The sequence below is a fragment of the Peribacillus frigoritolerans genome, assembly GCF_030676415.1.
GTDB lineage: Bacteria > Bacillota > Bacilli > Bacillales > DSM-1321 > Peribacillus > Peribacillus frigoritolerans_A.
Map to the genome: position 1 here is coordinate 142,946 of NZ_JAUUTW010000002.1, position 25,649 is coordinate 168,594.

At 41.0% G+C, this 25,649-nt stretch carries 31 protein-coding genes, 1 tRNA gene, 1 riboswitch and 1 other annotated feature (1 of these 34 cut by a window edge); of the genes, 30 read left to right on the top strand and 2 right to left on the bottom strand.

Features of this window, described 5'->3' with window-relative positions; genetic code table 11:
- Positions 1-106: 106 nt before the first annotated feature.
- From Q8G36_RS02655 to Q8G36_RS02690, 8 genes are all read left to right on the top strand, one after another.
- Positions 107-1,804 carry a long-chain-fatty-acid--CoA ligase gene (locus Q8G36_RS02655; RefSeq protein ID WP_305158859.1) on the top strand — a complete coding sequence of 566 codons (1,698 nt, stop codon included), beginning with the start codon at positions 107-109 and terminating at the stop codon, positions 1,802-1,804.
- 201 nt (positions 1,805-2,005) lie between these two features.
- Positions 2,006-2,593 (top strand): TetR/AcrR family transcriptional regulator, encoded by a 588-nt coding sequence (locus Q8G36_RS02660; protein ID WP_305158861.1) that lies wholly within the window; start codon positions 2,006-2,008, stop codon positions 2,591-2,593.
- A 124-nt stretch (positions 2,594-2,717) separates the two neighbouring features.
- Positions 2,718-3,491 carry an enoyl-CoA hydratase gene (locus Q8G36_RS02665; RefSeq protein WP_305158864.1) on the top strand — a complete coding sequence of 258 codons (774 nt, stop codon included), beginning with the start codon at positions 2,718-2,720 and terminating at the stop codon, positions 3,489-3,491.
- 122 nt (positions 3,492-3,613) lie between these two features.
- Positions 3,614-4,387, top strand: coding sequence for an electron transfer flavoprotein subunit beta/FixA family protein (locus Q8G36_RS02670; protein ID WP_305158865.1), 774 nt, complete (start codon positions 3,614-3,616; stop codon positions 4,385-4,387).
- A gap of 69 nt (positions 4,388-4,456) precedes the next feature.
- Positions 4,457-5,434: an electron transfer flavoprotein subunit alpha/FixB family protein gene (locus tag Q8G36_RS02675; protein ID WP_305158866.1), complete on the top strand. Its 978-nt coding sequence runs from the start codon at positions 4,457-4,459 to the stop codon at positions 5,432-5,434.
- 204 nt (positions 5,435-5,638) lie between these two features.
- Positions 5,639-5,953 carry a thioredoxin gene (trxA, locus tag Q8G36_RS02680; RefSeq protein WP_034308995.1) on the top strand — a complete coding sequence of 105 codons (315 nt, stop codon included), beginning with the start codon at positions 5,639-5,641 and terminating at the stop codon, positions 5,951-5,953.
- Positions 5,954-6,056: 103 nt separating this feature from the next.
- A complete protein-coding gene (gene uvrC, locus Q8G36_RS02685; RefSeq protein ID WP_305158867.1) occupies positions 6,057-7,829 on the top strand; it encodes an excinuclease ABC subunit UvrC in 1,773 nt (590 codons plus the stop codon).
- A 61-nt stretch (positions 7,830-7,890) separates the two neighbouring features.
- Positions 7,891-8,067, top strand: a riboswitch (Lysine riboswitch).
- An 89-nt stretch (positions 8,068-8,156) separates the two neighbouring features.
- Complete coding sequence (locus Q8G36_RS02690) at positions 8,157-9,389, top strand: aspartate kinase (protein WP_305158869.1); 1,233 nt, start codon at positions 8,157-8,159, stop codon at positions 9,387-9,389.
- A 62-nt stretch (positions 9,390-9,451) separates the two neighbouring features.
- On the opposite strand, the gene Q8G36_RS02695 is transcribed toward Q8G36_RS02690, so the two are convergent.
- Positions 9,452-9,922 (bottom strand): YslB family protein, encoded by a 471-nt coding sequence (locus Q8G36_RS02695; RefSeq protein ID WP_305158870.1) that lies wholly within the window; start codon positions 9,920-9,922, stop codon positions 9,452-9,454.
- A gap of 384 nt (positions 9,923-10,306) precedes the next feature.
- Here Q8G36_RS02695 and Q8G36_RS02700 point away from each other — a divergent pair, with 384 nt between their 5' ends.
- The 14 genes from Q8G36_RS02700 (at position 10,307) to Q8G36_RS02765 (ending at position 20,567) form a co-directional block, all read left to right on the top strand.
- On the top strand, positions 10,307-10,915 hold the full coding sequence (locus Q8G36_RS02700) for a succinate dehydrogenase cytochrome b558 subunit (RefSeq protein ID WP_305158871.1): 609 nt from the start codon (positions 10,307-10,309) through the stop codon (positions 10,913-10,915).
- A 70-nt stretch (positions 10,916-10,985) separates the two neighbouring features.
- Complete coding sequence (gene sdhA, locus Q8G36_RS02705; RefSeq protein WP_305159030.1) at positions 10,986-12,737, top strand: succinate dehydrogenase flavoprotein subunit; 1,752 nt, start codon at positions 10,986-10,988, stop codon at positions 12,735-12,737.
- Positions 12,738-12,754: 17 nt separating this feature from the next.
- Positions 12,755-13,528: a succinate dehydrogenase iron-sulfur subunit gene (sdhB, locus tag Q8G36_RS02710; RefSeq protein WP_048689018.1), complete on the top strand. Its 774-nt coding sequence runs from the start codon at positions 12,755-12,757 to the stop codon at positions 13,526-13,528.
- A 263-nt stretch (positions 13,529-13,791) separates the two neighbouring features.
- The gene (locus tag Q8G36_RS02715) at positions 13,792-14,256 is read left to right on the top strand and encodes an acyl-CoA thioesterase (protein ID WP_305158874.1); all 465 of its coding nucleotides are present in this window, start codon (positions 13,792-13,794) and stop codon (positions 14,254-14,256) included.
- A gap of 122 nt (positions 14,257-14,378) precedes the next feature.
- Positions 14,379-14,603, top strand: a complete 225-nt coding sequence (locus Q8G36_RS02720) for a helix-turn-helix domain-containing protein (RefSeq protein ID WP_028392149.1) — start codon at positions 14,379-14,381, stop codon at positions 14,601-14,603.
- 222 nt (positions 14,604-14,825) lie between these two features.
- Positions 14,826-15,269 (top strand): MarR family winged helix-turn-helix transcriptional regulator, encoded by a 444-nt coding sequence (locus tag Q8G36_RS02725; protein ID WP_305158877.1) that lies wholly within the window; start codon positions 14,826-14,828, stop codon positions 15,267-15,269.
- A gap of 10 nt (positions 15,270-15,279) precedes the next feature.
- A complete protein-coding gene (gene racE / locus Q8G36_RS02730) occupies positions 15,280-16,083 on the top strand; it encodes a glutamate racemase (RefSeq protein ID WP_305158878.1) in 804 nt (267 codons plus the stop codon).
- A 39-nt stretch (positions 16,084-16,122) separates the two neighbouring features.
- Entirely contained in the window at positions 16,123-16,641 is a 519-nt protein-coding gene (locus tag Q8G36_RS02735; RefSeq protein WP_305158879.1) for a dihydrofolate reductase family protein, read from the top strand.
- 62 nt (positions 16,642-16,703) lie between these two features.
- The gene (locus Q8G36_RS02740) at positions 16,704-17,783 is read left to right on the top strand and encodes a GerMN domain-containing protein (protein WP_305158880.1); all 1,080 of its coding nucleotides are present in this window, start codon (positions 16,704-16,706) and stop codon (positions 17,781-17,783) included.
- Between the two features lie 313 nt (positions 17,784-18,096).
- Positions 18,097-18,444 carry a Ger(x)C family spore germination C-terminal domain-containing protein gene (locus Q8G36_RS02745; protein ID WP_305158881.1) on the top strand — a complete coding sequence of 116 codons (348 nt, stop codon included), beginning with the start codon at positions 18,097-18,099 and terminating at the stop codon, positions 18,442-18,444.
- Between the two features lie 341 nt (positions 18,445-18,785).
- Positions 18,786-19,397: an XTP/dITP diphosphatase gene (locus tag Q8G36_RS02750; RefSeq protein WP_305158882.1), complete on the top strand. Its 612-nt coding sequence runs from the start codon at positions 18,786-18,788 to the stop codon at positions 19,395-19,397.
- A 2-nt stretch (positions 19,398-19,399) separates the two neighbouring features.
- Entirely contained in the window at positions 19,400-19,912 is a 513-nt protein-coding gene (locus Q8G36_RS02755) for a metallophosphoesterase family protein (protein WP_305158883.1), read from the top strand.
- A gap of 173 nt (positions 19,913-20,085) precedes the next feature.
- A tRNA-Arg gene (locus Q8G36_RS02760) sits at positions 20,086-20,159 on the top strand.
- A 207-nt stretch (positions 20,160-20,366) separates the two neighbouring features.
- The gene (locus Q8G36_RS02765) at positions 20,367-20,567 is read left to right on the top strand and encodes a hypothetical protein (protein WP_048688856.1); all 201 of its coding nucleotides are present in this window, start codon (positions 20,367-20,369) and stop codon (positions 20,565-20,567) included.
- A gap of 380 nt (positions 20,568-20,947) precedes the next feature.
- Here the strand turns inward: Q8G36_RS02765 and Q8G36_RS02770 are convergent, their stop codons facing one another.
- The gene (locus Q8G36_RS02770) at positions 20,948-21,187 is read right to left on the bottom strand and encodes a hypothetical protein (RefSeq protein WP_305158884.1); all 240 of its coding nucleotides are present in this window, start codon (positions 21,185-21,187) and stop codon (positions 20,948-20,950) included.
- 320 nt (positions 21,188-21,507) lie between these two features.
- On the opposite strand from Q8G36_RS02770, the gene Q8G36_RS02775 reads away from it, so the two are divergent.
- From Q8G36_RS02775 to Q8G36_RS02810, 8 genes are all read left to right on the top strand, one after another.
- On the top strand, positions 21,508-22,263 hold the full coding sequence (locus Q8G36_RS02775; protein WP_305158885.1) for a DUF2087 domain-containing protein: 756 nt from the start codon (positions 21,508-21,510) through the stop codon (positions 22,261-22,263).
- An 18-nt stretch (positions 22,264-22,281) separates the two neighbouring features.
- Positions 22,282-22,638: a GIY-YIG nuclease family protein gene (locus tag Q8G36_RS02780; protein ID WP_305158886.1), complete on the top strand. Its 357-nt coding sequence runs from the start codon at positions 22,282-22,284 to the stop codon at positions 22,636-22,638.
- Between the two features lie 145 nt (positions 22,639-22,783).
- Entirely contained in the window at positions 22,784-23,062 is a 279-nt protein-coding gene (locus tag Q8G36_RS02785; RefSeq protein ID WP_305158887.1) for a 2TM domain-containing protein, read from the top strand.
- Positions 23,063-23,236: 174 nt separating this feature from the next.
- Positions 23,237-23,410 (top strand): hypothetical protein, encoded by a 174-nt coding sequence (locus Q8G36_RS02790; protein ID WP_170971560.1) that lies wholly within the window; start codon positions 23,237-23,239, stop codon positions 23,408-23,410.
- A 43-nt stretch (positions 23,411-23,453) separates the two neighbouring features.
- The gene (locus Q8G36_RS02795) at positions 23,454-23,813 is read left to right on the top strand and encodes a YidH family protein (RefSeq protein WP_305158888.1); all 360 of its coding nucleotides are present in this window, start codon (positions 23,454-23,456) and stop codon (positions 23,811-23,813) included.
- Between the two features lie 449 nt (positions 23,814-24,262).
- Positions 24,263-24,538 carry a GNAT family N-acetyltransferase gene (locus Q8G36_RS02800; RefSeq protein ID WP_081395481.1) on the top strand — a complete coding sequence of 92 codons (276 nt, stop codon included), beginning with the start codon at positions 24,263-24,265 and terminating at the stop codon, positions 24,536-24,538.
- 204 nt (positions 24,539-24,742) lie between these two features.
- On the top strand, positions 24,743-24,970 hold the full coding sequence (locus tag Q8G36_RS02805) for a hypothetical protein (RefSeq protein WP_305158889.1): 228 nt from the start codon (positions 24,743-24,745) through the stop codon (positions 24,968-24,970).
- Between the two features lie 139 nt (positions 24,971-25,109).
- Positions 25,110-25,274: a hypothetical protein gene (locus Q8G36_RS02810; RefSeq protein ID WP_305158890.1), complete on the top strand. Its 165-nt coding sequence runs from the start codon at positions 25,110-25,112 to the stop codon at positions 25,272-25,274.
- 237 nt (positions 25,275-25,511) lie between these two features.
- Positions 25,512-25,649: a binding site (T-box leader), on the top strand; it runs 121 nt beyond the window's last position.

Below are 25,649 nucleotides of genomic sequence, written 5' to 3' on the forward strand. Positions count from 1 at the left end.
GCTTATCTTCATAAGGTCTTTATATCTGAAATTCGGCAATTGTAAGAAAATGCCGATTGTATTATAATGATTAAGAGTATTGAGAATATTCAGAAGGAGGGGGCAAATGAGCAATAAGCCATGGCAAGCTATTTATCCGGAACAGATACCCGCTGTTTTGTCGTACGAAGATAAACCTCTTTATTCTTTTTTGAAGGAATCAGCCGAAGAATTCCCTGATAAAGTATCGATTCATTTCCAGGGAAAAGAATTAACTTTCCGGGAAGTGCATGAATCTGCTTTAAAGTTTGCAGCCTATTTAAAAAGTATCGGTCTTCAAAAAGGTGAACGCGTTGCCGTCATGCTTCCTAACTGCCCTCAGGGTGTCATAAGCTTTTTTGGGATATTGATGGCAGGCGGAGTCGTGGTTCAAACGAACCCAACCTATACTGAACGTGAATTGGAATATCAAATGAAAGATTCCGGAGCGAAAATTATTTTAGCGATGGATATTTTATTTCCCCGTGTTACTGCAGTGGCATCAAGAACGGATATAGAACATATAATTGTAACCGCTATCAAGGAATATTTACCTTTCCCGAAAAATCTTATCTATCCTTTTATTCAAAAAAAGCAATACGGCATTGTCATCAATGTGGAGCATGAAGGGAATCATCATTTATTCTCCGAAATCATGAAACGAAAGATCACTGAAGAGGTCACTGTGCCGGTCGATGTGGATAATGACCTTGCCCTTTTGCAATATACAGGTGGGACAACAGGCTTTCCAAAAGGGGTCATGCTTACCCATAAGAACTTGCTGGCAAATACGAAAATGTGCAATGCCTGGCTTTATAAAAATAAGCGCGGTGAGGAAAGGATCCTTGCGATTCTGCCTTTCTTCCATGTGTACGGTATGACTACAGTCTTGGTTCTTTCCGTCATGGAAGGGAACACGATGATCATCATGCCAAAGTTTGATGTGGAAGCGACACTTAAAACCATCCAAAAACAGAAACCGACCATGTTTCCAGGAGCGCCAACGATGTATATCGGCCTCTTGAACCATCCGGATATCGCTAAATATGACCTTTCTTCCATCAATGCCTGTATAAGCGGTTCTGCATCATTGCCCTTAGAGGTACAAGAGCAGTTTGAGAAAATTACTGGCGGGAAGCTTGTTGAAGGCTATGGACTTTCTGAAACCTCACCGGTAACCCATGCCAATTTCATTTGGGATCAGCCGCGTGTAAAAGGAAGCGTTGGACTGCCATGGCCAGATACCGACTCGGTAATCCTGTCCCTGGAAACCTTTGAAGAGCTTCCTCCGAATGAAATAGGCGAGATTGCCATAAAAGGACCACAGGTAATGCAAGGATATTGGAACCGTCCGGATGAAACGGAAAAAACCTTTAAAAATGGCTGGCTGCTTACTGGCGATCTGGGTTACATGGATGAGCGGGGGTTCTTTTATGTCGTCGAGAGGAAAAAGGATACAATCATTGCAGGCGGTTTCAATATATATCCACGTGAAGTGGAAGAGGTGCTATACGAGCATGAGGCTATACAGGAAGTAGTTGTGGCAGGTATCCCTGACCCATATCGAGGTGAGACCGTCAAGGCCTATGTCGTACTGAAAAAAAATGCCAGGGCCACTGAAGAGGAATTGGATGAATTTGCCAGAAAGAACCTGGCTTCCTATAAGGTGCCGCGCAGCTATGAATTCAGGGATGAACTTCCTAAAACGACGATAGGAAAGATCCTGAGAAGAGTTCTTATCGAGGAAGAACAGAAAAAAGTATCCGAGGAAAGAAAAGAAGCTTAAACAAGCCCCCCCCTTTAACGGAGCAGCGGAAGAGAGCTCCGTGTTTTGCAGAACGACTGGACAAGCTATGGATGGGGGCTGTACAATGAACAGAAGTGGAATGACAGGACTCCTAGAAGTTTTTGCTTGACAGTAAAGGGTCGTCATTTTATGATAGAAATATGAATGATGGTTCATTCATTTTCTGAAAGGGGACATCCAGTGAAAAGCAACAGACCAAAGTATAATCAAATTATTGATGCGGCCGTTATCGTCATTGCCCAAAATGGTTACTATCAAGCCCAAGTATCCAAAATCGCCAAGCAGGCAGGTGTAGCGGATGGCACCATATATCTTTATTTTAAAAATAAAGAAGATATCTTAATATCATTATTTCATGAAAAGATGGGCTATTTTGTGGAACAGATCGAAGAAGAACTAAAAGGAAAGACCACTGCTTCGGATAAACTGCATGTGCTCATCCAAAAACATTTTCAAAACCTTTCAGAAGACGTGAATTTAGCAATTGTCACTCAGTTGGAATTAAGACAGTCGAATAAAGAATTGCGCCTAAGAATTAATGATGTGTTAAGAGGGTATTTAAATTTAATCGATCAGATCCTTATAGAAGGAAAAGAGAACGGCGAATTCCTGCCTGATTTAAATAATTTACTTGCAAGGCAGATGATTTTTGGAACGATTGACGAAACAGTGACGACTTGGGTCATGAATGAGCAAAAGTATTCGCTCCCCGACCTTGCGCCAGATGTTCACCGCCTTCTAATTGGCGGCTGTGGCCTGAAAAGTTAACGATTTAAATAGAGGATGGCTAGCCATCCTCGAAAGAATCGGTTAATTCTGCTTCTGGATTTGACTGGAAGCGGTACATATTGAATTTTCAAAAAAGTTTGACTAGATGCCTGGAGGGATTGATATGGAATATCTTAAGCTTTCTGTCGAAAATCATGTGGCTTTTATAACGATTGATCATGCACCTGCAAATGCGCTTTCTTCGGCTATCATCGGAGAGCTTTCACAGGCCTTCGATCAAATTGAGAAAAACGAAGCCGTACGGGTTGTCCTTCTTCATGGTGAAGGAAGATTCTTCTCTGCAGGAGCAGACATTAAAGAGTTTACGGAAGTGAAAAACGGGAAAGCTTTCGAGAAGCTGACCAAGAATGGTCAATCTGTATTTGAGAAAATCGAATCTTTTCCAAAACCGGTCATTGCAGCCATCCATGGAGCAGCGCTTGGCGGAGGATTGGAGCTGGCTATGGCCTGTCACATCCGTTTGGTAACCGAAAGGGCTAAACTGGGTTTGCCAGAACTGCAGTTGGGCTTAATCCCTGGATTTGCTGGGACTCAACGCCTTCCTCGTTATGTGGGCATGGCGAAAGCAGCTGAAATGCTGTTTACAAGTGAACCGATTTCAGGAATCCAAGCTGTGCAATGCGGATTGGCGAATCATGCCTTCACGGATGAAGAACTGATTCCAAAAGCGAAGGAACTAGCCAATAAAATTGCCAAGAAAAGCCCGCTGGCTTTAAAGTCGGCCATTGAGCTATTAAATTATTCCAAGCATGATTCCTACCATAAAGGTGTGGAAAGGGAAGCCGCCCTCTTTGGCCAAGCTTTCGATACCGCTGATGCAAAAGAAGGAATCGGCGCTTTCATTGAAAAAAGGGAAGCTGTATTCAAAGGGAAATGATGATTCGGTATAAATAACTATTTTTATATATCATGCAGGATTTTGATGAAATCTGTAGAACAATACTATATATCAATAAAATTCATAATCTTCAAAACTCAAATCATTCGGGAGGTATTATCGTGAACATTTATGTACTGCTGAAAAGAACATTTGATACAGAAGAAAAAATTACACTATCCAACGGGAAAATTAATGAGGACGGAGCAGAATTCATCATTAATCCATACGATGAGTATGCAGTTGAAGAAGCAATCCAGGTGCGTGATGCACAAGGCGGCGAAGTAACGGTTATTTCTGTCGGAACCGAAGAGGCTGAAAAGCAATTGCGCACAGCGCTGGCAATGGGTGCTGACAAAGCCGTATTGATAAATATAGAAGACGACATAGAAAATGGCGACCAATTCACGACTGCCAAGATTATAGGCGAATACTTAAAGGGTAAAGATGCCGATTTGATCATTGCAGGGAACGTTGCAATCGACGGCGGTTCTGGTCAAGTGGGACCACGCGTTGCCGAAATTTTAGAAATTCCTTATATTACAACCATTACTAAACTGGACATCGCAAATGGAAATGTAAGCGTTATCCGTGATGTCGAAGGGGACTCTGAAACGATCGAAGCATCCCTTCCATTGTTGGTGACAGCTCAACAAGGGCTAAATGAGCCACGTTATCCTTCATTGCCAGGAATCATGAAAGCGAAGAAAAAACCGCTTGAAGAATTGGAATTGGATGACCTGGATTTGGAAGAAGAAGATGTTGAGGCAAAAACAAAAACGATTGAAATTTACCTTCCTGCTAAAAAAGAAGCTGGAAAAGTATTGGACGGCGAAATCGGTGATCAAGTTAGCGAACTTGTTCAATTATTACGCAGTGAAGCAAAAGTGATTTAATCGGTACGGTACTTTTCAAAACAACGACACACGACAAAAAGAAAAATAGAGCACAGGAGGTTTTTATAAATGGCTAGAAAGTTTCTTGTATTGGGCGAAGTTCGTGACGGTTCACTAAGAAATGTATCATTTGAAGCTATCGGTGCGGCTAAACTTGCTGCAGATGGCGGGGAAATCGTAGGTGTTTTAGTTGGTGACAGTGTTCAAAATTTTGGAAATGAATTGATCCAGTATGGCGCAGACCGGGTTGTTGCAGTCGAAAATGATCAATTGAAACAATATACTTCAGATGGATATGCGCAAAGCTTGCTTGCCGTCATCGAGCAGGAAAAGCCAGAAGGGATTTTCTTTGGACATACGGCCCTAGGAAAAGACCTTGCACCTAAATTGGCTGGAAAGCTTGAATCAGGTTTGATCTCAGACGTTACATCCATTGACGAAGAAGGCGGAAATATCGTATTCACCCGCCCGATATATTCCGGTAAAGCATTTGAAAAGAAAATTGTTACGGATGGCGTGATATTCGCGACGATCCGTCCGAACAATATCGAACCATTAGCGAAAGATGAGTCCCGCTCTGGTGATGTTTCTACATTAAGTGTGGATATTAAGGATATACGCACAATCATTAAAGATATTGTTAGAAAAGCTAGTGAAGGGGTCGACCTTTCAGAAGCGAAAGTAGTCATCGCAGGTGGCAGGGGCGTGAAAAGTGAAGATGGTTTTGAACCATTAAAGGAACTGGCACAAGTTCTTGGCGGAGCGGTAGGAGCTTCCCGCGGAGCATGTGACGCGGACTATTGCGATTACTCTTTGCAAATCGGGCAAACGGGTAAAGTCGTAACACCTGACCTTTATATCGCCTGCGGAATTTCTGGTGCGATCCAGCATTTAGCGGGGATGTCCAACTCCAAGGTTATCGTTGCCATCAATAAAGACCCGGAAGCTAACATATTCAATGTGGCTGATTATGGAATTGTCGGAGACCTTTTCGAAGTCGTTCCATTACTTACGGAAGAATTCAAAAAACTTAAAGTTAACGCGTAAGAGAAATAATACAGATGAGGGGCAAGACATTTGGCATAAGCCGATATGTCTTGCCCCTTTATTTGGTTAATCGGCAAGGATTTCGGCCTGCATATTTACTCTTTTTTTGGACATCCTACCACTGAAGCAAAATATTAGCATCGATTCGAACAACAATGGTATACTGTTTTTAGTTATTTGAGTAAATTTGAGGAGGAAATATATATGGCTATTGTAAATGCAACTGACCAAACTTTCACAACAGATACTAGCGAAGGTGTCGTTCTTGTAGATTTTTGGGCTCCATGGTGTGGACCTTGTAAAATGATCGCTCCAGTTCTTCAAGAGCTTGATACTGAAATTGGCGATACAGCAAAAATCGTAAAAGTGGATGTAGATGAAAACCAAGAAACAGCTGGAAAATTCGGTGTGATGAGCATCCCGACATTAATCGTCCTTAAAGACGGTGAAGTGGTTGATAAGGTTGTTGGTTTCCAACCTAAAGAAGCACTTGCTGAACTTATTGCAAAACACGCGTAATAGTAAGTTAGCTGAAAAAAGCTTCAAGTCTGCGGACTTGAAGCTTTTTTCGCTATCTTGATATATAATGATTGTAAAAATGGGAGAACAGGAGGCTGAATGCATGAATCAACAAATTAAGAATAAACTTGCCCTTCTTCCCGATCAGCCTGGTTGTTATTTAATGAAAGATCGTCAGGGAACGATCATATATGTAGGCAAAGCGAAGGTGTTGAAAAATCGTGTCCGTTCTTATTTTACGGGATCTCATGATGGAAAAACATTTCGGCTCGTGAATGAGATTGAGGATTTCGAATACATCGTCACCTCTTCCAATATCGAGGCTCTTATTTTAGAGTTGAACTTAATCAAAAAACATGATCCAAAATATAATGTCATGCTAAAGGATGATAAGACGTATCCTTTCATCAAGCTGACTGCGGAACGCCACCCACGTCTCATCATTACGCGAAAAGTCAAAAAAGACAAAGGGAAATATTTCGGTCCTTATCCGAATGCATTTGCAGCTAACGAAACGAAAAAATTGCTCGACCGCATCTATCCCCTAAGGAAATGCAATACTTTACCGGATCGCGTTTGTCTCTACTATCACCTTGGCCAGTGCCTGGCCCCATGTGTATATGAAGTAGAGGAACAGGAATATAAAAAAATGGTGGATGATATCAACCGGTTCTTGAACGGAGGGCATACTGAAATAAAAAAAGAACTGACTGAAAAAATGCTAGAGGCATCAGAAGAGCTTGATTTTGAGAGGGCCAAGGAGTTCCGGGACAAGATTGCCCACATCGATATTACGATGGAGAAGCAGAAAATGATGACGACCGATTTCGTCGACAGGGATGTATTCGGCTTTGCCTATGATAAAGGCTGGATGTGCGTTCAGGTATTTTTTGTCCGGCAGGGTAAATTGATAGAAAGGGATGTTTCACTTTTTCCGGTCTACGATGAACCCGAACAGGAACTTCTTACATTCCTCGGTCAGTTTTACGAGATTACGAACCACTTTAAACCAAAGGAAATCTTGCTGCCTGAATCAGTGGATGCCGAAATGGCCGAAGGGCTGCTTGGTGTCAAAACGATTCACCCGAAACGGGGAGCGAAAAAAGACATGCTTAAATTGGCGAATAAAAATGCCTCCATCGCCCTTCAGGAAAAATTCTCTTTGATTGAAAGGGATGAAGAAAGAACGATCAATGCGGTGGAAAACCTCGGGAACCAACTGGGTATCTACACCCCGCATCGAATTGAAGCTTTCGATAACTCCAATATCCAGGGAAGTGACCCTGTTTCCGCTCTAGTCGTGTTCATTGATGGGAAGCCGGAAAAAAGAGAGTACCGAAAATATAAAATCAAGACGGTTCAGGGGCCTGATGATTATGAATCGATGCGTGAAGTGGTCAGAAGAAGGTATTCTCGAGTATTGAAAGAAGGGCTTCCGCTTCCGGACTTGATCATCATTGATGGCGGAAAGGGACATGTCGAAGTCGTTCGGGATATTCTGGAAAATGAATTGGGCCTTGATATTCCACTTTCTGGCCTCGTTAAGGATGAAAAGCATAGGACATCGCAATTGATGATCGGAAATCCGCTTGAACTCGTGCCTCTTGATTCACGGAGCCAGGAATTTTACCTATTGCAAAGAATTCAGGATGAAGTGCATCGGTTCGCGATTACGTTTCATCGCCAGCTGCGCGGGAAAAATGCGGTTCACTCCCAGCTTGATGATATTCCAGGAGTCGGGGAAAAGCGAAGGAAGCAATTATTAAGACATTTTGGATCATTGAAGAAAATCAAAGAGGCAACAGCCGAGGAAATCATGGAAGCTGGCATGCCAAAAGGGGTAGCCGAGGGAATCGTTAGAAAATTACAAGAATAATCTTGCTACCGATTAATCTCTATGCTATGATTAAAAGGAATTTTTAATTAGACAACTTAAAAGTGCTGATAGAGGTGCGGAATTCAAGAGTAAAAACCTGGAGAAGTATGAGCTTCCATGAAAGGTTTTGAAAGGGGATGACGCCGAAGGAAGACAAGACTCATACCTTGTTTTCCTGGTCCGACATTTAATAAATGGCGGATTGTCAGGGGTTATACCCTGGAGAGCTATCTCACTGTGTTTACAGTATTAGATATGTGATCACAGCAATGAGATATTTCTCATTGCTTTTTTTATTGCCTAAAAAGGTAGAGAGGGTGCATGAGGATGGCATTAATCGTTCAAAAATTCGGCGGAACATCCGTCGGTAGCGTAGAAAAAATCAAAAATGTTGCCAATCGGGTAATCGAGGAGGCAGAGAATGGAAATGAGGTAGTCGTCGTTGTTTCAGCTATGGGGAAAACCACGGACCAATTGGTTTCCATGGCCCGGGATATTTCCGGAACCCCGAGCAAAAGGGAAATGGATATGCTATTGACTACTGGGGAACAGATTACGATTTCCCTGTTAACGATGGCATTGATTGAAGAAGGATATGAAGCCATTTCGTATACTGGCTGGCAGGCTGGCATGCAAACGGAATCCGTTCATGGCAATGCCCGGATTTTAAACATCGATGCTTCAAGGATCCAAGCTCAGCTTCAAGAGAAGAAAATAGTGGTCGTAGCCGGTTTCCAGGGGAGTGATGCAAATGGGGAAATCACTACCTTAGGGCGAGGCGGTTCCGATACGACGGCGGTTGCCATCGCTGCAGCGCTGAATGCGGATAGATGCGATATTTATACGGATGTAACCGGCGTTTTCACAACGGACCCGCGCTACATAAAAGGCGCACGAAAACTCCAATCCATTTCTTACGATGAAATGCTGGAACTTGCCAACCTGGGGGCCGGCGTCCTTCATCCAAGGGCAGTCGAATATGCAAAAAATTATCAAATTCCGCTTGAAGTACGTTCAAGCATGGAGAGAGAATCAGGAACGATCATTGAGGAGGAAGCAACTATGGAAGAAAACTTAATTGTACGCGGCATTGCTTTTGAAGACAGTATTACTAGGGTTACAATATATGGTTTGCCCCAATCACTTGGTTCATTATCCACAATTTTCACGACACTTGCGAAAAACCGGATTAATGTGGACATCATCATTCAAAGCATGACTGCGGAGGATACGACGAATCTATCTTTTTCCACAAAAAGTGAAGATACGGAAGCGGCCTTGATCGTGCTGGAAAATAATAAAGAACAATTGGGATTCGACCGAGTCGAAACGGAGAGCGGGTTGGCCAAAGTGTCCATCGTCGGTTCTGGTATGGTATCCAATCCGGGAGTGGCTGCCGAGATGTTTGAAGTGATGGCCAACACAGGCATCCAGGTGAAAATGGTCAGCACATCGGAAATTAAAGTTTCGACCGTCGTCAATGAAAAGGAAATGGTGAAGGCGGTTGAATCTCTTCATGAAGCATTTAAACTAGGTCAGCATGCAAAAGTGCTAGCTTAAGTGTTGGAGTCCAATAAAAAACAGACTTCCGGTAAAAAGGGTAAGTCTGTTTTAAGGGCTCATTAGATTGGATCTCTGGGATCCCATTGGATGGTGAATATCACTTTTTTTGCGCGGCGTTTGATTTCTTCCGTTGATTCGCTGAGGAATTTTTTTTGCAGTGCAAACTGCTCGGCAAGGAAACCGGCTTCAAGTTGGAAGTGACAATCAGGGTGTAAATCCAGGCGGCGGCTGATTATTTCACCCGACAGGGATAATTCCATCTCGTGTTTCGTAAACTTCAAGATTTCCAGATTGCCCCATCCAGCGCTTTGGAAAAATTCAATAACTTCCTGATCGCCATTCAATGGGAATTTTCTTGCTAATTGTTTACCTGCCCAATAGAGGATTTGATTAGAGTCTTTTCCAAGAATATCGTTCAATAGAACTTCTCTGATTAATTCGTATCCGAAAGCTGGAACTTTGAATTCTTCAGTTTGAATTTCTTCAGTTTGAATCTCTTCTTCTATCGCAGCAGCAATATTTTTTTTCATAATTTATCGCCTCTTTCTGTAAATCTATTATAAACGTATTTCTTTTGCAAATTATACTGTTTTTTATTTATTTAAATCGCAATTGGAAAAAAATGAGAAATTATACCGAGATATTAATAGTTAAATTAGAAATTTCTTCAAAATATCATCTTGACAAACAAAAATTATCCAATTTAATCCAATAAAATCTATTCTGAAAAAGAGATTTCTTGTATCCGTTTTCTTGACGCACATAGAAGTCAGGAGTAAAATGGACATGTCACATAATTGTAAAGGAAGTATAGAGGAGTTTTTTTGACTCTATACTGTATTTTCACGCGGAGATAAAAGGTAGCCACCAGATTATCTTTGCATGATTTTTCACAAATTAAGGGGGGGCACTTAGTGGCAAAGAATCGTGAGTTTGGGAATCGCAGGCTTCATTCACTTCTAGGAGTAATTCCAATTGGTCTATTCCTAATTTTTCATTTATCGGTAAACTTTATGGCAACAAAAGGAGAAGAGACTTTTAATGGGGCAGTTCATTTAATTGAGTATACGCCCGTGAAGATTTTGGTAGAATGGGTCGTCATCTATCTACCGCTCATTTTCCATGCTGTGTACGGAATTTATATTGCCTTTACAGCAAAAAACAATTTAGGCAGATTTAGTTTCTTCCGTAACTGGATGTTCATGCTGCAACGTCTAACTGGAATCATAACGTTGATTTTCCTTGTTTGGCATATATGGGCAACTAGAATTCAAGCAGCCATGGGTGCTGAAGTTAACTTTGACATGATGGCAGATATTTTCTCTAGTCCATTCATGATTGTGTTCTATATTGTTGGTATTATCTCGGCAATCTTCCACTTTGCTAATGGATTATGGTCTTTTGCAGTGAGCTGGGGTCTGACAGTTTCACCAAGATCGCAAAGAATCATGACTTACTTTACATTGATCGTTTTCGTTCTTCTTTCTTATATCGGACTTAGCGCAATTTTCGCTTTCGTATAAGAAGATAGAGTTCATTAATAAGTATTAGGAAAAACATAGCTTGGCTAATGGAAATAAGGGAGTGACAGAATTGGGTAAAGGTAAAATAGTTATCGTTGGTGGAGGTCTAGCTGGATTAATGGCTACGATCAAAGCAGCAGAGCTGGGACAACAGGTTGATTTATTTTCTTTAGTGCCTGTTAAACGCTCTCACTCAGTTTGTGCCCAAGGCGGAATCAACGGGGCAGTAAATACAAAAGGTGAAGGGGATTCTCCATATATCCACTTCGACGATACAGTTTATGGCGGAGATTTCTTGGCTAACCAACCGCCGGTTAAAGCGATGTGCGATGCAGCACCATCGATCATCCACATGTTTGACCGTATGGGTGTAATGTTCAACCGTACTCCGGAAGGTCTTCTTGATTTCCGTCGTTTCGGTGGTACTCAACATAGCCGTACAGCATTCGCTGGTGCAACAACTGGTCAGCAATTACTTTACGCATTGGACGAGCAGGTTCGCCGTTATGAAGTGGAAGGCCTTGTAACGAAATACGAAGGCTGGGAATTCCTTGGAGCTGTTATCGATGATGAGCAAACAGCACGCGGTATCGTAGCTCAAAACCTGACTTCAATGGAAATCAAATCATTCCCTGGAGACGCAGTCATCATGGCAAGCGGCGGCCCTGGAATCATTTTCGGTAAATCAACTAACTCAATGATCAATACAGGCTCAGCAGCTTCCATCGTTTATCAACAAGGTGTAAATTATGCAAATGGTGAGTTCATTCAAATTCACCCGACAGCAATCCCTGGCGATGACAAACTTCGTCTAATGAGTGAATCCGCTCGTGGTGAAGGTGGACGTATCTGGACATATAAAGACGGAAAACCTTGGTATTTCCTTGAAGAAAAATACCCTGCTTATGGTAATCTAGTACCTCGTGATATCGCGACTCGTGAAATCTTCGACGTATGTATGAACATGAAGCTTGGCATCAATGGAGAAAACATGGTTTACCTGGATCTATCACATAAAGATCCTAAATTACTTGATATTAAACTTGGCGGAATCATTGAAATCTACGAGAAATTCATGGGTGAAGATCCTCGTAAAGTTCCAATGAAAATTTTCCCTGCCGTTCACTATTCTATGGGCGGACTTTGGGTTGATTATGACCAAATGACTAACATCAAAGGGTTATTCGCTGCAGGTGAGTGTGACTACTCACAACATGGCGGTAACCGTCTTGGTGCGAACTCACTTCTTTCTGCAATCTTTGGTGGTTCAGTCGCTGGACCGAATGCCGTTAAATATATTGAAGGCCTTGATAAAACTTCAGAATCCATTCCTTCTTCATTGTATGAAGGGTACGAAAAACAAGAACAAGAGAAATGGAATGAAGTCATGTCTCTTGATGGTAACGAAAATGCGTACGTCCTTCACAAAGAACTTGGTGAGTGGATGACACAGCATGTTACTGTAGTTCGTTACAATGACAAGCTGAAAGAAACGGATAACAAGATTCTTGAGCTGATGGAACGTTACAAGAAAATTAACATCAATGACACGGCTAAATGGAGTAACCAAGGAGCTGCATTCACTAGACAGCTGCAAAACATGATGCAATTGGCTCGTGTAATCACAATTGGTGCGTTAAACCGTGACGAAAGCCGCGGAGCGCATTACAAACCTGATTTCCCAGAACGTAATGATGAGGAATTCATGAAAACTACTATGGCAACATTCAAAGGCATGGATCAAGCACCTGAATTCCATTATGAAGATATTGATGTATCACTGATCGCACCGCGTAAACGTGACTACACTACGAAACACTAAAGAGGGGGAGCAAAAAAATGGTTGAAACTAAATCTGAGACTAAAACAGTCCGTTTTATAATCACTCGTCAAGATACACCGGATTCAGCTCCTTATGATGAGGAATTCGAATTAGCGTACCGCCCGAATATGAACGTAATTTCCGCTCTAATGGAAATTCGTCGTAATCCAGTAACTGTACAAGGCAAGCACACTACAGCAATCGCATGGGACATGAACTGTCTTGAAGAGGTATGTGGTGCTTGTTCAATGGTTATCAATGGTAAACCAAGACAATCATGTACAGCTCTTATCGATCAATTGGAGCAGCCGGTTCGTCTAGCTCCAATGCGTACATTCCCTGTTGTTCGTGACCTGCAAGTCGATCGCAGCCGTATGTTCGACTCATTGAAAAAGGTAAAAGCATGGATTCCTATCGATGGAACGTACAATCTTGGACCTGGACCTCGTATGCCAGAAAAGAAACGCCAATGGGCTTACGAGTTATCTAAATGTATGACTTGCGGTGTTTGTTTGGAAGCTTGTCCGAACGTAAACAGCAATTCAGACTTCATGGGGCCACAACCATTATCACAAGTTCGTTTATTCAACGCACATCCAACGGGTGCGATGAACAAAGCAGAACGTTTAAATACGATCATGGGTGATGGAGGACTTGCAAACTGCGGTAACTCACAAAACTGTGTGCAGTCTTGCCCTAAAGGCATTCCATTAACGACTTCGATTGCAGCGTTGAACCGTGATACTACGATCCAACAATTCCGTAACTTCTTCGGCAGCGACGAAGTTTAATAATGAACATGAAAGAACCTGTATCTTATGATATGGGTTCTTTTTTCATTGTTTTACATACGCAGACTTGGTTGGGAATCGAGAGAATCATAAACGATTGATAACTGGGGTTGAAGTGTAAATCCGGCACCAGGCCAACTGTGAAGGATTTGTGAAGTGAGCTTGATAAAATTAACCTGCTTTCAATAGAAAAGCCTTTTCAATATCATTATTTTCTTATAAAATGAGTGAATAGTCATTCAATTCAGAAAGGGTGTGCCAAGATGGGCAGAATATCATATATCGATAATATAACGGAGTGGATCAATGATTTTTCTTTTAAACATGAGATTAAGGTCCGTTTTTCGGAAACTGATATGTTTGGGCACTTGAATAACACGATTCCTTTTACTTATTTTGAGGAGGCTCGGATTGAGTATTTCAACAGTATGGGGTTCATGAAGGATTGGACCTCGGCTAAATGTGGTGAGATGCCGGTTGTTGCCAATTTACAGTGTGATTACCTGAAGCAGATGTTTTTCAATGATCAATTGATAATCCATGTGAAAGCTGACCATATCGGAAATTCTTCAGTGGACATACATTATATGGGGACCAAACAAGATGGTTCAATTTGTTTAACGGGCAGGGGGACGATTGTACAAGTCTCCAAGTCAACCGGAAAGCCGGTACCATGGACGGAAGAAATGAAGCGATCGATGTGGCATACTGAGCTGGAACATTCCTGAAAATATTTCCATTTAGACAAGTAAAAGAGTCACTCCATTGCCCTAGTCGACATACTATATCTTGACTAAATAGACACCCACTCCGGGTTTTATGCTGGTGAAGGCAAGGAGGGTAACATTACTTGAAGGAGAACGAATTCACTCATAAGCCACTACTCACCAAAAGAGAAAAAGAAGTATTTGAGTTACTAGTACAAGACAAAACAACAAAAGAAATCGCAGGTGAATTGTTTATTAGCGAAAAAACAGTTCGAAACCATATTTCGAATGCGATGCAGAAGCTTGGAGTTAAAGGACGTTCGCAGGCAGTCATAGAACTCCTTCGTATGGGAGAACTTAAGCTTTAATGTGTTAACTCTTAATACGTAAGCCTTATAAATATTTTCTCTCCCGTTCATTGGCAGCATATAAGGAAGGGCAAAACAACTTGGTTGTTTTGACTTCTTTGGATGCTGCTTATTTTTATGTTGGTGGTTTCAATATGATTCCAGACAATCAATCTTGAAAATCATTTCACTTTCATCCAAAATGGTAGTATGATAAGTTTCATGAAGTGGGGAGCTGTGTGTATGGATGAAGAGAAGCAGGCGGCATATGTAGCCGATATCGAGAGGGAATTGCGCTATGTATCGACATGGCTTAAGCAAAGGGGAAGAGAAATTCTCCATGATTATAAAATTACCATTCCTCAATTCGTGGCTTTGCAATGGCTTTTTGAATCGGGTGACATGACGATTGGCGAATTGTCCACGAAGATGTTTCTCGCCTTCAGCACAACGACGGATCTGATTGACCGCATGGAGAAACATCAGCTTGTCCAGCGTGTCAGGGATGAAAAGGACCGGCGTGTGGTTCGAATTCACCTTCTTGAAGAAGGTGAACGGATTATCGAAGAAGTGATTAATAAACGGCAGCAGTACTTGAGTGGCGTGTTAGTCAATTTCAACGAATCTGACATCATGTCCCTCAGAGGGATTCTGGCAAAACTACATCTAGAAATGAAAGAAAAATGAGGCGAGTTTTTTGAAACAACCGATAGGCATCATTGATTCAGGGGTAGGCGGCTTGACAGTAGCTAAAGAAGTCATGCGTCAGCTTCCAAATGAAAATATAATTTACTTAGGTGATACAGCAAGATGCCCTTATGGGCCGAGGACCAAAAAAGATGTCCAAACCTTTACATGGCAAATGACGAGGTTTTTGATGAAGAAGGATATAAAAATGCTGATCATCGCTTGCAATACAGCGACTGCAGCTGTACTGGATGAAATCAGGGCAACACTTCCGATTCCTGTGTTGGGTGTCATTCATCCAGGCGCAAGGGCGGCATTGAAAGTTTCTGATTCCTTGCATATAGGCGTTATTGGTACGGAAGGCACAGTAAAAAGCAAAGCTTATGACGATGCACTTGCCTCCATCAATTCCGATGTGAAAGTAGATAGTTTAGCATGCCCGAAATTTGTCCCTATCGTAGAAAGCGGGGAGTTTCAAGGGGGGATCGTCAATCGGGTCGTGGCACAAACCTTGAACCCGTTGAAGAAAACGAAAATCGATACACTAATCCTTGGCTGTACCCATTATCCACTGCTGGGGCCTGTAATTTCTTCCTATATGGGGGATGAAATACAAGTCATTTCCTCTGGGGAAGAGACGGCACGTGAGGCAAGTGTCATTTTGGATTACTATAAATTAATCAATAAAAGCAAGCTCCGTCCAGTTCATCGCTTTTATACAACCGGTTCAAGAGATATGTTTGGTTCCATCGCGTCGAGCTGGCTCGGTATTCATGCCAATACCATCGAAACAATTAAAATTGATCACTTATAAGGCTTCCTTTTGGAAGTCTTTTTTTCAGGAGGGGAAAAAGTGAAAAAGCATATTGTTATGTATATAGCTACAAGCCTGGATGGATATATTGCTAGAGAAGATGGAAGCATTGATTGGCTTGAAGGGACAGACGGGGAAGGGGACAATGGATACGGAGATTTCTATAATAGTATCGATACGGTGATTATGGGAAATAAGACATATCAACAGATTCATACTTTGGCAGAAGAATTTCCCTATCAAGATAAAGCCTGCTATGTCTTTTCAAGAAGTGCGAAAGGGAAAGAAGGATATGTGGAGTTTGTGAACGAAGATGTGGGTGATTTCATCGGAAGACTTAAAGGCGGTTCAAGGATCTGGCTTGTCGGCGGTGCAGAATTAGTGAGTGATTTCATGAGGGAAACGCAGGTGGATGAAATGATCCTGTCCATCATCCCGATTATACTGGGGGATGGGATTCGATTGTTCCAATCAGGAAGTCCAGAAATCCCAATGAAGCTGACAAAGATGCTGCAGTACGGGCAAATTGCCCAGCTCCATTATCAGAGAGAAAAATAATTGGTCTATTTTTTCCTAGGGCTCGTATAAATAGGAGTACAAACTGTCCTAGGAGTGATTTTATGTCCAATAAATCAAAAGTAACAATGGCTGTGACCATTCTGGCATCTTCTTTTTGGCTTTCAGGCTGCGGATTATTTGGCGGTGAAGAGAAAAAGGAAATAGATCCACCAAAGGATGTATCATTAGTCGAGGATGAATCTTCATTAAAAGAAACAGAAACGAATGGTGAGGAAAAACCAGCGACTGATGGAGAAGAAGGCGCTATTGAATCGAAAACAGTGAAGACGGAGTTATATTTAATTGATAAAAGCGGGTATGTGGTTCCGCAGACAATGGAACTTCCTAAATCGGAAGCTGTCGCTAAACAGGCCCTTGATTACCTTGTCGATAATGGACCAGTCACGGATAAACTTCCAAATGGGTTCAGGGCCGTCATTCCTGCCGATACCCAAATAAGCGTGAACATCAAAGACGGAGTGGCTGTGGCGGACTTTTCGCCGGAGTTCAAAAACTATCAGAAAGAGGATGAACTTAAAATCCTTCAAGCCATTACATGGACCCTGACACAATTCGACTCGGTGGATAAAATCCAAATGAGAATTAATGGGGAAGATATTTCCGAAATGCCGGTCAACGGCACGCCGATAGATGAGAATATCTCAAGGTCGTCAGGAATCAATATCGATACGAGTGACGTTGTCGACATTTCCAATACCAAAGCACTGACCGTTTATTATGTAGGCGGTGACGAGGAGTACACCTATTATGTTCCGGTGACGCGCAGGATCAGCGAAACGGTGTCTGATAATGTAACAGCAGTCATTCAGGAATTAACGAAGAGTCCTTCTGGTTCTAACCTGCAAACAGGGTTCATGAGTGATGTAGCTTTACTTGACGAGCCTAAAGTGGCAGAAGGTAAGGTAAGCCTTAATTTTAACGAAAATATCCTTGGAAGCTTTAAAGAGAAAAAGGTATCACAGGAAGTACTTGATGCCTTGGTCCTTTCTTTAACGGAACAGAAAGGAATTGAAAGCGTTGAAGTGCAAGTGCAGGGCAGCGCCGATGTTCTTAATGAAGAAGGGAAGAAATTATCCGAACCAGTGGTCCGTCCAGAGAAAGTCAACACAGGTAGTTTTTAAATATATTTAGATATAGCACAATGAGGCAGCTTACCAGCTGCCTCTTATTTTTTTACCTCCACCATTGATTACCAAGTGTTAGAGCCCTTGTTTATAAATCTTACTTATTGTATTAGTTGAAAACTAATACCCCCGCCAAGCAATTTCCCGTATCGTGAGAAAGTTTTTACATAAATAAATTTTTGAAAGGGGAAATTACTTCAGTGAACTGGTTTCGGAATTTTATCAACCGGTTGGTTCCATTTTAATTCCCTCTTTGGTCATAAATGAGCATCATTACTCAGAGAAGGGGAAAGAAAAAAAGATACCAACGTTGAATGGCGGCTATGTTTTATCAAAACAACAGTATAAAGGGTTCGTAAGTAAACAAGATTTGATCGGTTTAAAATGGGTTGAAAACAGGGCGACAATGATGTTTTTTTCCCTGAACAAACAAAAGGTAAGTGTTGAAATCATGAACCCCAAAACAAACATCATAGTTTTGGAACAAGAAAAGAAACCTTTGTATGATTTAGAGGTTAGAGCAAATGGAATATTGAAACAAAATATAGATAACTTGGATTTCGAAAAAATCGAAAAAAAGGTAGAAATAAAAGTTAAGGAAGATATTTTGAAGACATTGGAGACGGGGGAAAAATCAATACAGACCTTTTTAACATAAGTGAAAAGGCATACAGATACCATGTCAATAAGTGGGATAATAAAATTATTAATTCCTTTGATAAGACTTCAATAAATAACATAAAAGTTAATATCCATATTGAACATAGTGAAAATTACAAACGTTAGTTTATAAGTTTCAGGTTATTGCAGATGAGGGAGTTGTGTTAGACTTAACTTATCTGGAAAATTCAGCGGCCGTTGTTAATCATGAAAGGCAGCGCTGAATCCGTCCGTTTGGCACTGGAGAAGAAGCGGCTTTTACATATAACGAGTTACAGCAATATCTTTCTTAGCCCCAAAAGCTCTCGTGCCGATAAAATAAAAAAGGGTGAAATGGAAATGAAGACAGTAATCATTGCAACGAAAAATAAAGGGAAAGCCAAGGAGTTCGAAAGCTTATTCTCTGCTAAAGGATATGAAGTCAAAACACTTCTCGATGTACCGGATGCTCCGGATGTTGAGGAAACAGGCACGACCTTTGAAGAAAATGCGATCCTGAAGGCAGAGGCCATTGCCCGTCAGCTAGGCCACTTTGTCATTGCTGATGATTCCGGATTGATTGTAGATGCATTGGAGGGCCGTCCAGGCGTATATTCTGCGCGCTATGCTGGAGAGTCCAAAAGTGATGAAGCAAACACGGAAAAAGTCCTCCGGGAACTGGAAGGCGTGCCAAAAGAGGATAGAACGGCGAGATTTTATTGCGCGTTGGCACTTGCGTCACCCAACCAGGAAACGATTACGGTATCGGGAACGATGGAAGGCTTGATTACAGAACAGCCTTCAGGAACGAATGGATTTGGTTATGATCCCATCTTTTTTGTTGAGGAACAGGGCAAAACAAACGCCGAATTGACAAAAGAGGAAAAAAACAAAATCAGCCACCGTGCCAACGCATTGAGGGCTCTAGATGAAAAACTTGATCTATTTCTAAAAAGGGAAGAAGGAATGTGACGATGAAAGTGCTAATAATGAGTGACAGTCATGGCTTAACTCATGAAATCAGCATGATTACCGACCGTCATAAACAAGAGGTTGCTGCCATGATTCATTGCGGTGATTCAGAGTTGGAAAGAAATGACCCTCACATGTCGGAGTTCTTAGCCGTACGTGGAAATTGTGACTATGATTCGGCTTATCCGAATGACATTGTGGAGAGTATCGCAGGCAAGCGTTTCTTCCTAACGCATGGACACCTCTATAACATAAATAGGACCTTGATGAACCTATCTTATAAAAGTGAAGAGACAGGGGCGGATATTATTTGCTTTGGTCACTCCCACGCTGCAGGCTCCGAATTGATTGACGGCAAGCTCTTCATCAATCCGGGAAGCATACGTCAGCCGCGTGGACGAAAAGAGAAAACCTATGCCATTTTGGATATTGGAAATGACCAACTTGAAATCATCTATTATGACCTTGAAGGAAAAATCGTTGAGGAACTAAGAAATGCTTATCAAATGGAATGACTTCATGTATAATGAACAGGAAGCGTTTTTCCCCGCTTCCTGGTTCATAAAAAAAGAAAAAAACTTTTTTTGAAAAACCGTTGACTTTCTTTTGATATCCTACTATAATAAGAAGTGTCCTAAGGGAACAGTTAAGGTAATACATAAGTTTTACCGCAACTTATATCATAAATGTCTCAGTAGCTCAGCTGGATAGAGCAACGCCCTTCTAAGGCGTCGGTCGGGAGTTCGAATCTCTCCTGGGACACTAACTTAAAAAGCCAAAACCTTCTAAAGGTTTTGGCTTTTTTACTTTTTAAGTTAATGAGGGTAATTTGAATGAATGTAAAAAGAATGTCTTTGTTTTGCATCCTTTGAACCATTATTGTTCGTGCAACGAAAGAAGTTTTTTTCATTTTTATCGCAGGTGGATGACCTTTTATGTCGAACTTGTTATAAATAAGGAGATGTTTAAATGAATAAAGATAGATTATTCAAGTTCATTCAAACTTCCACTCGGGGTAATTTCTTCTCAGTCGAAATAACCGAAGATGGAACTGAAGTGGTCCAATTAGCCAAGGAGTTAGAAAAAGAAGGAAGAATCAAGTTGAGGGAATGCACACGAAAAGAACAAGGTGTTTATCTGGAAGGAATACTTAAGTTTGTGCCTAGCTAATACTTATTGAGCTCTAACGTAGGAATTATATTAGGAATTTCATATGCTCCTCGGAAAAAAGCTATCCATGATCGGATGCCTAAGTATTGGAAACCACCCTTCACCTCAAGTTTTAATCCTTCTGATTTATAACAAAAAAGACTGTAGGCGTGTGAGACTCCAGTGGGGAAACGCGTCCAAGGGAGAAACCCGGCAGGCGCAAAGAGCGCCGAGGAGGCTCCCGACCACCCGCGGAAAGCGGGTGCCGGGAGTTCCAATCAACGTTCATATTGTACTAGTACTAAAAAACTGTAGGCAAACTCAATTATTTCAAGAGTTTGTCTACAGTCTGAGGCATCCATAATTGGATGCCTTTTTTATTTATTTTTATCAAGTCCTATTTAATGTTTGGAGATTTTTTTAATGATTTCCCGGTTTTTGATTATTGCCGTCTTCAACTCTTCGACGGGTGGACTTTTATCATCTTCTTCACTGATCTGTTTCGCATTTTGTATAAATAATTCAATCGTATCGCGTAATTCTGGCAGTGATACCTTGAATTGTTCAGATAAATGATGTAATGCCTTGTGTAAATCGGAGTTATGGATTGAAGGAACTATCGCATGGTTTTCATCTTTCAATAAGATATCCTCCTCTAAAGCTTATTCACGCTTATATAGCATATTATTGAGAGATGATAATTATACAAAGAAGGCTCCATTTCGACATGGGAAATTACGCTTATTATTCAATCTGCTATATCGGCATAGTGCCATTAGAATCGTTTAATGGATGGTGAACTCGCCTGACAGCTGTATGATATGAAGCCCCTCTGACAATCAAGGTCATCTTTGGATACTTTGCTGGAGTTATAAAAAAATTAGAAAAAACATTGACACAATGCAAACAAATTAATATTATGTTTATTATATTATAAACTTTTTAGGGAAGTGTTTGTTTTATGAAGGATGCTGAAATGTTTTGGAGCGCATCTCAGGATGAGCTTAAACAAGGGTATATCGAAGGTGAGAATCAATATGTTTGTTTGCTGTGCGGAAATGCAATTGAAAAGGGGATAGTATACCCGAAAGATGGGGTTCTTTATGAAGCAAAGAGGTATATGCGAATTCATATTGAACATGCACACCGCTCCGTTTTTGAATACTTGATTGATCTCGATAAAAAACTTACAGGTCTCACGGACCATCAAAATCGCCTTCTTCGCCTTTTTTACCAAGGGAAGAATGATGCTGAGGTCCAGGAGGAAATGGGAATTGGCAGTCCTTCCACCATTCGGAACCATCGCTTTGTGTTGAAAGAGAAAGAGCGTCAGGCTAAGTTGTTTTTAGCCCTGATGGAACTTTTGAAAGATAAAGATGAACATGCGCCGGCATTTATCCCGCTCCATCAAAAAGCAAGGATGGTCGATGATCGTTATAACGTTACCGAGGAAGAAAAGGTGACTGTACTGAAAAAATACTTCCCTAAAGGCAGTCAGGAATCATTAAAGTCTTTCCCGCCAAAGGAAAAACAAAGGCTGATCATTCTCCAAGAAGTTATGAACCGTTTTGAAAATGAGCGGAAATACGAAGAAAAAGAAATCAATCAAATATTGGGATCCGTTTATCATGATCATGTTCTTTTGAGAAGATATTTAATAGAATATGGCTTCTTGGATAGAAAGCCTGATGGGAGCCAATATTGGCTGAAGAAATGAAGACTGGAGGCAAGAAAGATGGATCGTAAAAAAGAATTGAAGCAATTATATAAAGAAACGAAAGTTGAAGCAGGTGTATACCAAATCAGAAATACGGTAAATAATAAAGTCTTTATCGGAAGCACTGGGAATTTAAAGACGTTGAAGGGGAAACAATTTGAATTGGAAGTCGGAACGAACACCAATAAAGTGCTGCAAGGTGAGTGGAACCAATATGGGAAAGATGCTTTTTCTTTTGAGGTACTGGAGATATTGAAGCCGAAAGAAACAGGATTTTTTGATGCTAAACGGGAATTGAAAAAACTTGAAGAAAAGTGGATGGAAAAAATACAGCCATACGAAGAACGGGGATACAATAGAATCAAATCCAACTGACTTGTACGTGGCCTTTAGAGATTCTCCGCGATTCCCAGCTCCTGATTTACCTTTGATGCATTTCATTCTTATTTCTTTATGATAAATAAGGTATTATGGAAGCAAATGGTAATATATTTTAGTGTTATGATTAGGAGGTGCTGGGATGGAAAATGGAGATCGATATCTTCGGGCGAAAAAAAGAGTCGAAAACCTTAAGGCATTCTACATTCATATAACGGTGTATGTATTGGTGAATGTCATGTTGTTTGCGATTAACCTTTTAACGAATCCTGGTTATTGGTGGTTCCTTTATCCCCTTGGCGGGTGGGGGATTGGTGTTCTGATACACGGAATTACTACCCTTGCACAAGGAAACTTCGGGTCTGAGTGGGAAGAAAGAAAAATAAAAGAATACATGGAAAAGGATAAAAAGAACGGCTGAATTTTGGGCGTGTTCAAAATAGGGGGTCATTTATGGCTCTTTTTTTGTGGGAAGATAATCAGGGGATCTCACTTGTTGTTAGTTTGTAAATGGTTTAAGCTAGTAATGAGGGACCTGTTATAGGGGGAAACCCGTGGAGGACCTTCACTAAATAATTAATTTTAGGAGTTGCGAATGAAAAAAATAGGATGGACCATAACGGGGATAGGAGCAATCATTGCGCTGGGGGCCTTGCTTTATCCTTTGAATGTTATTGATAAAACGCTATGTATATATTTATTGCTCGGCGGTGCAGGGCTAATGTTTGTCGGGTCTATGTTCAGGGCCTTTTCCCTCCTGAAAAGATGACTGATTTTTAGGTTGATCAAAAACGTTCGATTAAGGTGATGACATGGAGAAAAACCAATTGAAATATGCCCAGCAGCATCTGGCTAATGAACGCACTTTCTTAGCGTGGATAAGAACGGTGATTGCGATAGTGGGGGTTGGTTTTCTTGCGACAAGCCTGCATTTTACGATTGGTGTGCATCGGGATGCCCGGATTGACTTGATCAGTATCGTGCTGGGGATGTTTGCGTGTGCATTGGGCCTTGTGATTACAGTGCTGGCGACATTCGGTTATCTTCAGAAGAAGCGGCAAATCAATGAAGGAACGTTCCAGCCTTCAAGTGCGCACGTAATTCTAATCGCTGTTTTTATGGTCATATTGTTATTGATGATCATTTTATATTTTGTTTTCATAAAAGCTTAAAACTGTCCTAACCTATATAGGGCAGTTTTTTCAGTTTCTAGTATTATATACTTATTCTTACATCGTTACGGAAAGATTTCTTCCATTAATTAAATGTAATTAAAAATCGAAAGCTTGAAAAATATGGTATTTCATTTTGGGTACGTAAGAGTAATTAAAACCTTTTAAAATAATTTCATTCAGTATTGTACACGTCAGCCATGGAAAAACTAAGGTTTTACCGGAAGGGTATATCAGCGGCAAGGAAAAGGTCGAGCAAGTTTTGTCTTTGCCTTCCTTGAAGAAATATTTATCAGCCATCATCAGTTTGTGAATAAACTTCACATGGGCAATCCTAGCTTTAAAGTTGGAAGTACTTTGCTTTTTTAAATTTCGATCACGTTTTAAATATTTGTTTAATTTCCATTTTGTGAGATATGATAAAAAGGAACTTAAAGGAGGTCGTCAAGATGGTGGATATCAAAAAAGGTGAAAGTTCTTTTTTTGTCGAAGAATCTGGTGAGAAACTAGCGGAAATCACATTCTTTAAATCAGGTGATGATGAAATCACGGTCGATCATACCGTTGTTTCTGACAAGCTTCGCGGGCAAAAGGTAGGAAATGCCCTTGTTGAAAAGGTAATTGGGTTCGCAAGGGAGGAAAAACTGAAAATTGTTCCGGTATGTTCGTTTGTTCAAAAACAATTTGAAAAAAATGCAGAATACGAGGATGTATTGGCTAAATGAACCAGAGGGCTGGACCAGGGGATGATTAATATCACCTGTGTTCAGCCCTTTGTCATTTTTTTTAGATAATCTTTACCCCTTCAATCCACCAAGAAAATAATATTAAACGCCTTTCCATCTACAGTGTTGTTCGCATTTAATATAGGGTAGGTGCTAGGATGGCCATCAAAGTACAAACCCTATTGAATCGTGAAAAGGAATACTTTGGGAATCGGTATGGACCCGGTCGTGAACGGGACGATACTCGAAGTGGTTATATTAGCTTATGAAGCGGGGATATTTCTTCAAATAACGGCTGGTTATCGAGTTTCCCTGAACAAAATGAATTGTATGAACGAGGCAGGACGAATGATCAAGCCAATCGTGACTTATGCAAGAGAGGGCCAATCCTTGCATAATTATGGACTTACTGTAGTTTTTTGTCATGGTTAGTGATGACGGCAAGCGGGCATTGTGAGAGGGCGAAAAGTGGACAAGGGTTGCAGCCCTGGCAAAATCGCTGGGATTTGTTCGGGGAGGGAATTTATAGTTCCGTGATTTTCTGCATCTTGGAATGTCAGGTGGTTTATCCATGAGAGATCTTCAAAAGGGAATGAGGCCGAATCCTGTGTATCAAGAGTGGCGTCAGCGAACAGTGAAAATGAAGCTGAAAGGGAAAATGGATGATCCGCTATTTGAGAAAACCATTACTAGTGACTGGCATCATGTGGGCAGTGCAAGGATATTTCAGTGGTGAAGTTTGTTATCACTTAATAATTTTAATGGGATATCTGATGTTTTTAAAAATTAAAAATTGAAAAAACTTTTTTTATAAAATGTGGTCATGATAGGTATGTAAGCGTATACAACAAATCTTTCAATTTAGAATTATCAAAAAATTTCAAAAAACCTGTTGACTACTACCTGAAATACACGTAAGATAATCACAAATACAAGACATCAAACATAAGCGTTTCGAAAAATATGAATAATGCGAAAAGCATTGAAGAGGATAAGTAGTCTTTTAAAAAGGCAGTCACAGAGAGCCGGGTAGCTGAGAGCCGGTATTGTCCCGAAAGATGAACTCACCTTGGAGTTTCAGCTTGAACGTCAGACTAGTAGGGCTGAACGG

Coding starts and splice junctions, on each gene's coding strand:
- Q8G36_RS02765 (WP_048688856.1), top strand. CDS start 20,367: ATGAATAAAGATAGATTATTCAAGTTCATTCAAACTTCCACTCGGGGT.
- Q8G36_RS02725 (WP_305158877.1), top strand. CDS start 14,826: ATGGATGAAGAGAAGCAGGCGGCATATGTAGCCGATATCGAGAGGGAA.
- Q8G36_RS02665 (WP_305158864.1), top strand. CDS start 2,718: ATGGAATATCTTAAGCTTTCTGTCGAAAATCATGTGGCTTTTATAACG.
- Q8G36_RS02780 (WP_305158886.1), top strand. CDS start 22,282: ATGGATCGTAAAAAAGAATTGAAGCAATTATATAAAGAAACGAAAGTT.
- Q8G36_RS02655 (WP_305158859.1), top strand. CDS start 107: ATGAGCAATAAGCCATGGCAAGCTATTTATCCGGAACAGATACCCGCT.
- Q8G36_RS02755 (WP_305158883.1), top strand. CDS start 19,400: ATGAAAGTGCTAATAATGAGTGACAGTCATGGCTTAACTCATGAAATC.
- Q8G36_RS02740 (WP_305158880.1), top strand. CDS start 16,704: ATGTCCAATAAATCAAAAGTAACAATGGCTGTGACCATTCTGGCATCT.
- Q8G36_RS02800 (WP_081395481.1), top strand. CDS start 24,263: ATGGTGGATATCAAAAAAGGTGAAAGTTCTTTTTTTGTCGAAGAATCT.
- Q8G36_RS02675 (WP_305158866.1), top strand. CDS start 4,457: ATGGCTAGAAAGTTTCTTGTATTGGGCGAAGTTCGTGACGGTTCACTA.
- Q8G36_RS02715 (WP_305158874.1), top strand. CDS start 13,792: ATGGGCAGAATATCATATATCGATAATATAACGGAGTGGATCAATGAT.
- uvrC (WP_305158867.1), top strand. CDS start 6,057: ATGAATCAACAAATTAAGAATAAACTTGCCCTTCTTCCCGATCAGCCT.
- Q8G36_RS02795 (WP_305158888.1), top strand. CDS start 23,454: ATGGAGAAAAACCAATTGAAATATGCCCAGCAGCATCTGGCTAATGAA.
- Q8G36_RS02775 (WP_305158885.1), top strand. CDS start 21,508: ATGAAGGATGCTGAAATGTTTTGGAGCGCATCTCAGGATGAGCTTAAA.
- Q8G36_RS02690 (WP_305158869.1), top strand. CDS start 8,157: ATGGCATTAATCGTTCAAAAATTCGGCGGAACATCCGTCGGTAGCGTA.
- Q8G36_RS02810 (WP_305158890.1), top strand. CDS start 25,110: ATGAGAGATCTTCAAAAGGGAATGAGGCCGAATCCTGTGTATCAAGAG.
- Q8G36_RS02790 (WP_170971560.1), top strand. CDS start 23,237: ATGAAAAAAATAGGATGGACCATAACGGGGATAGGAGCAATCATTGCG.
- Q8G36_RS02695 (WP_305158870.1), bottom strand. CDS start 9,922: ATGAAAAAAAATATTGCTGCTGCGATAGAAGAAGAGATTCAAACTGAA.
- sdhB (WP_048689018.1), top strand. CDS start 12,755: ATGGTTGAAACTAAATCTGAGACTAAAACAGTCCGTTTTATAATCACT.
- trxA (WP_034308995.1), top strand. CDS start 5,639: ATGGCTATTGTAAATGCAACTGACCAAACTTTCACAACAGATACTAGC.
- Q8G36_RS02750 (WP_305158882.1), top strand. CDS start 18,786: ATGAAGACAGTAATCATTGCAACGAAAAATAAAGGGAAAGCCAAGGAG.
- Q8G36_RS02785 (WP_305158887.1), top strand. CDS start 22,784: ATGGAAAATGGAGATCGATATCTTCGGGCGAAAAAAAGAGTCGAAAAC.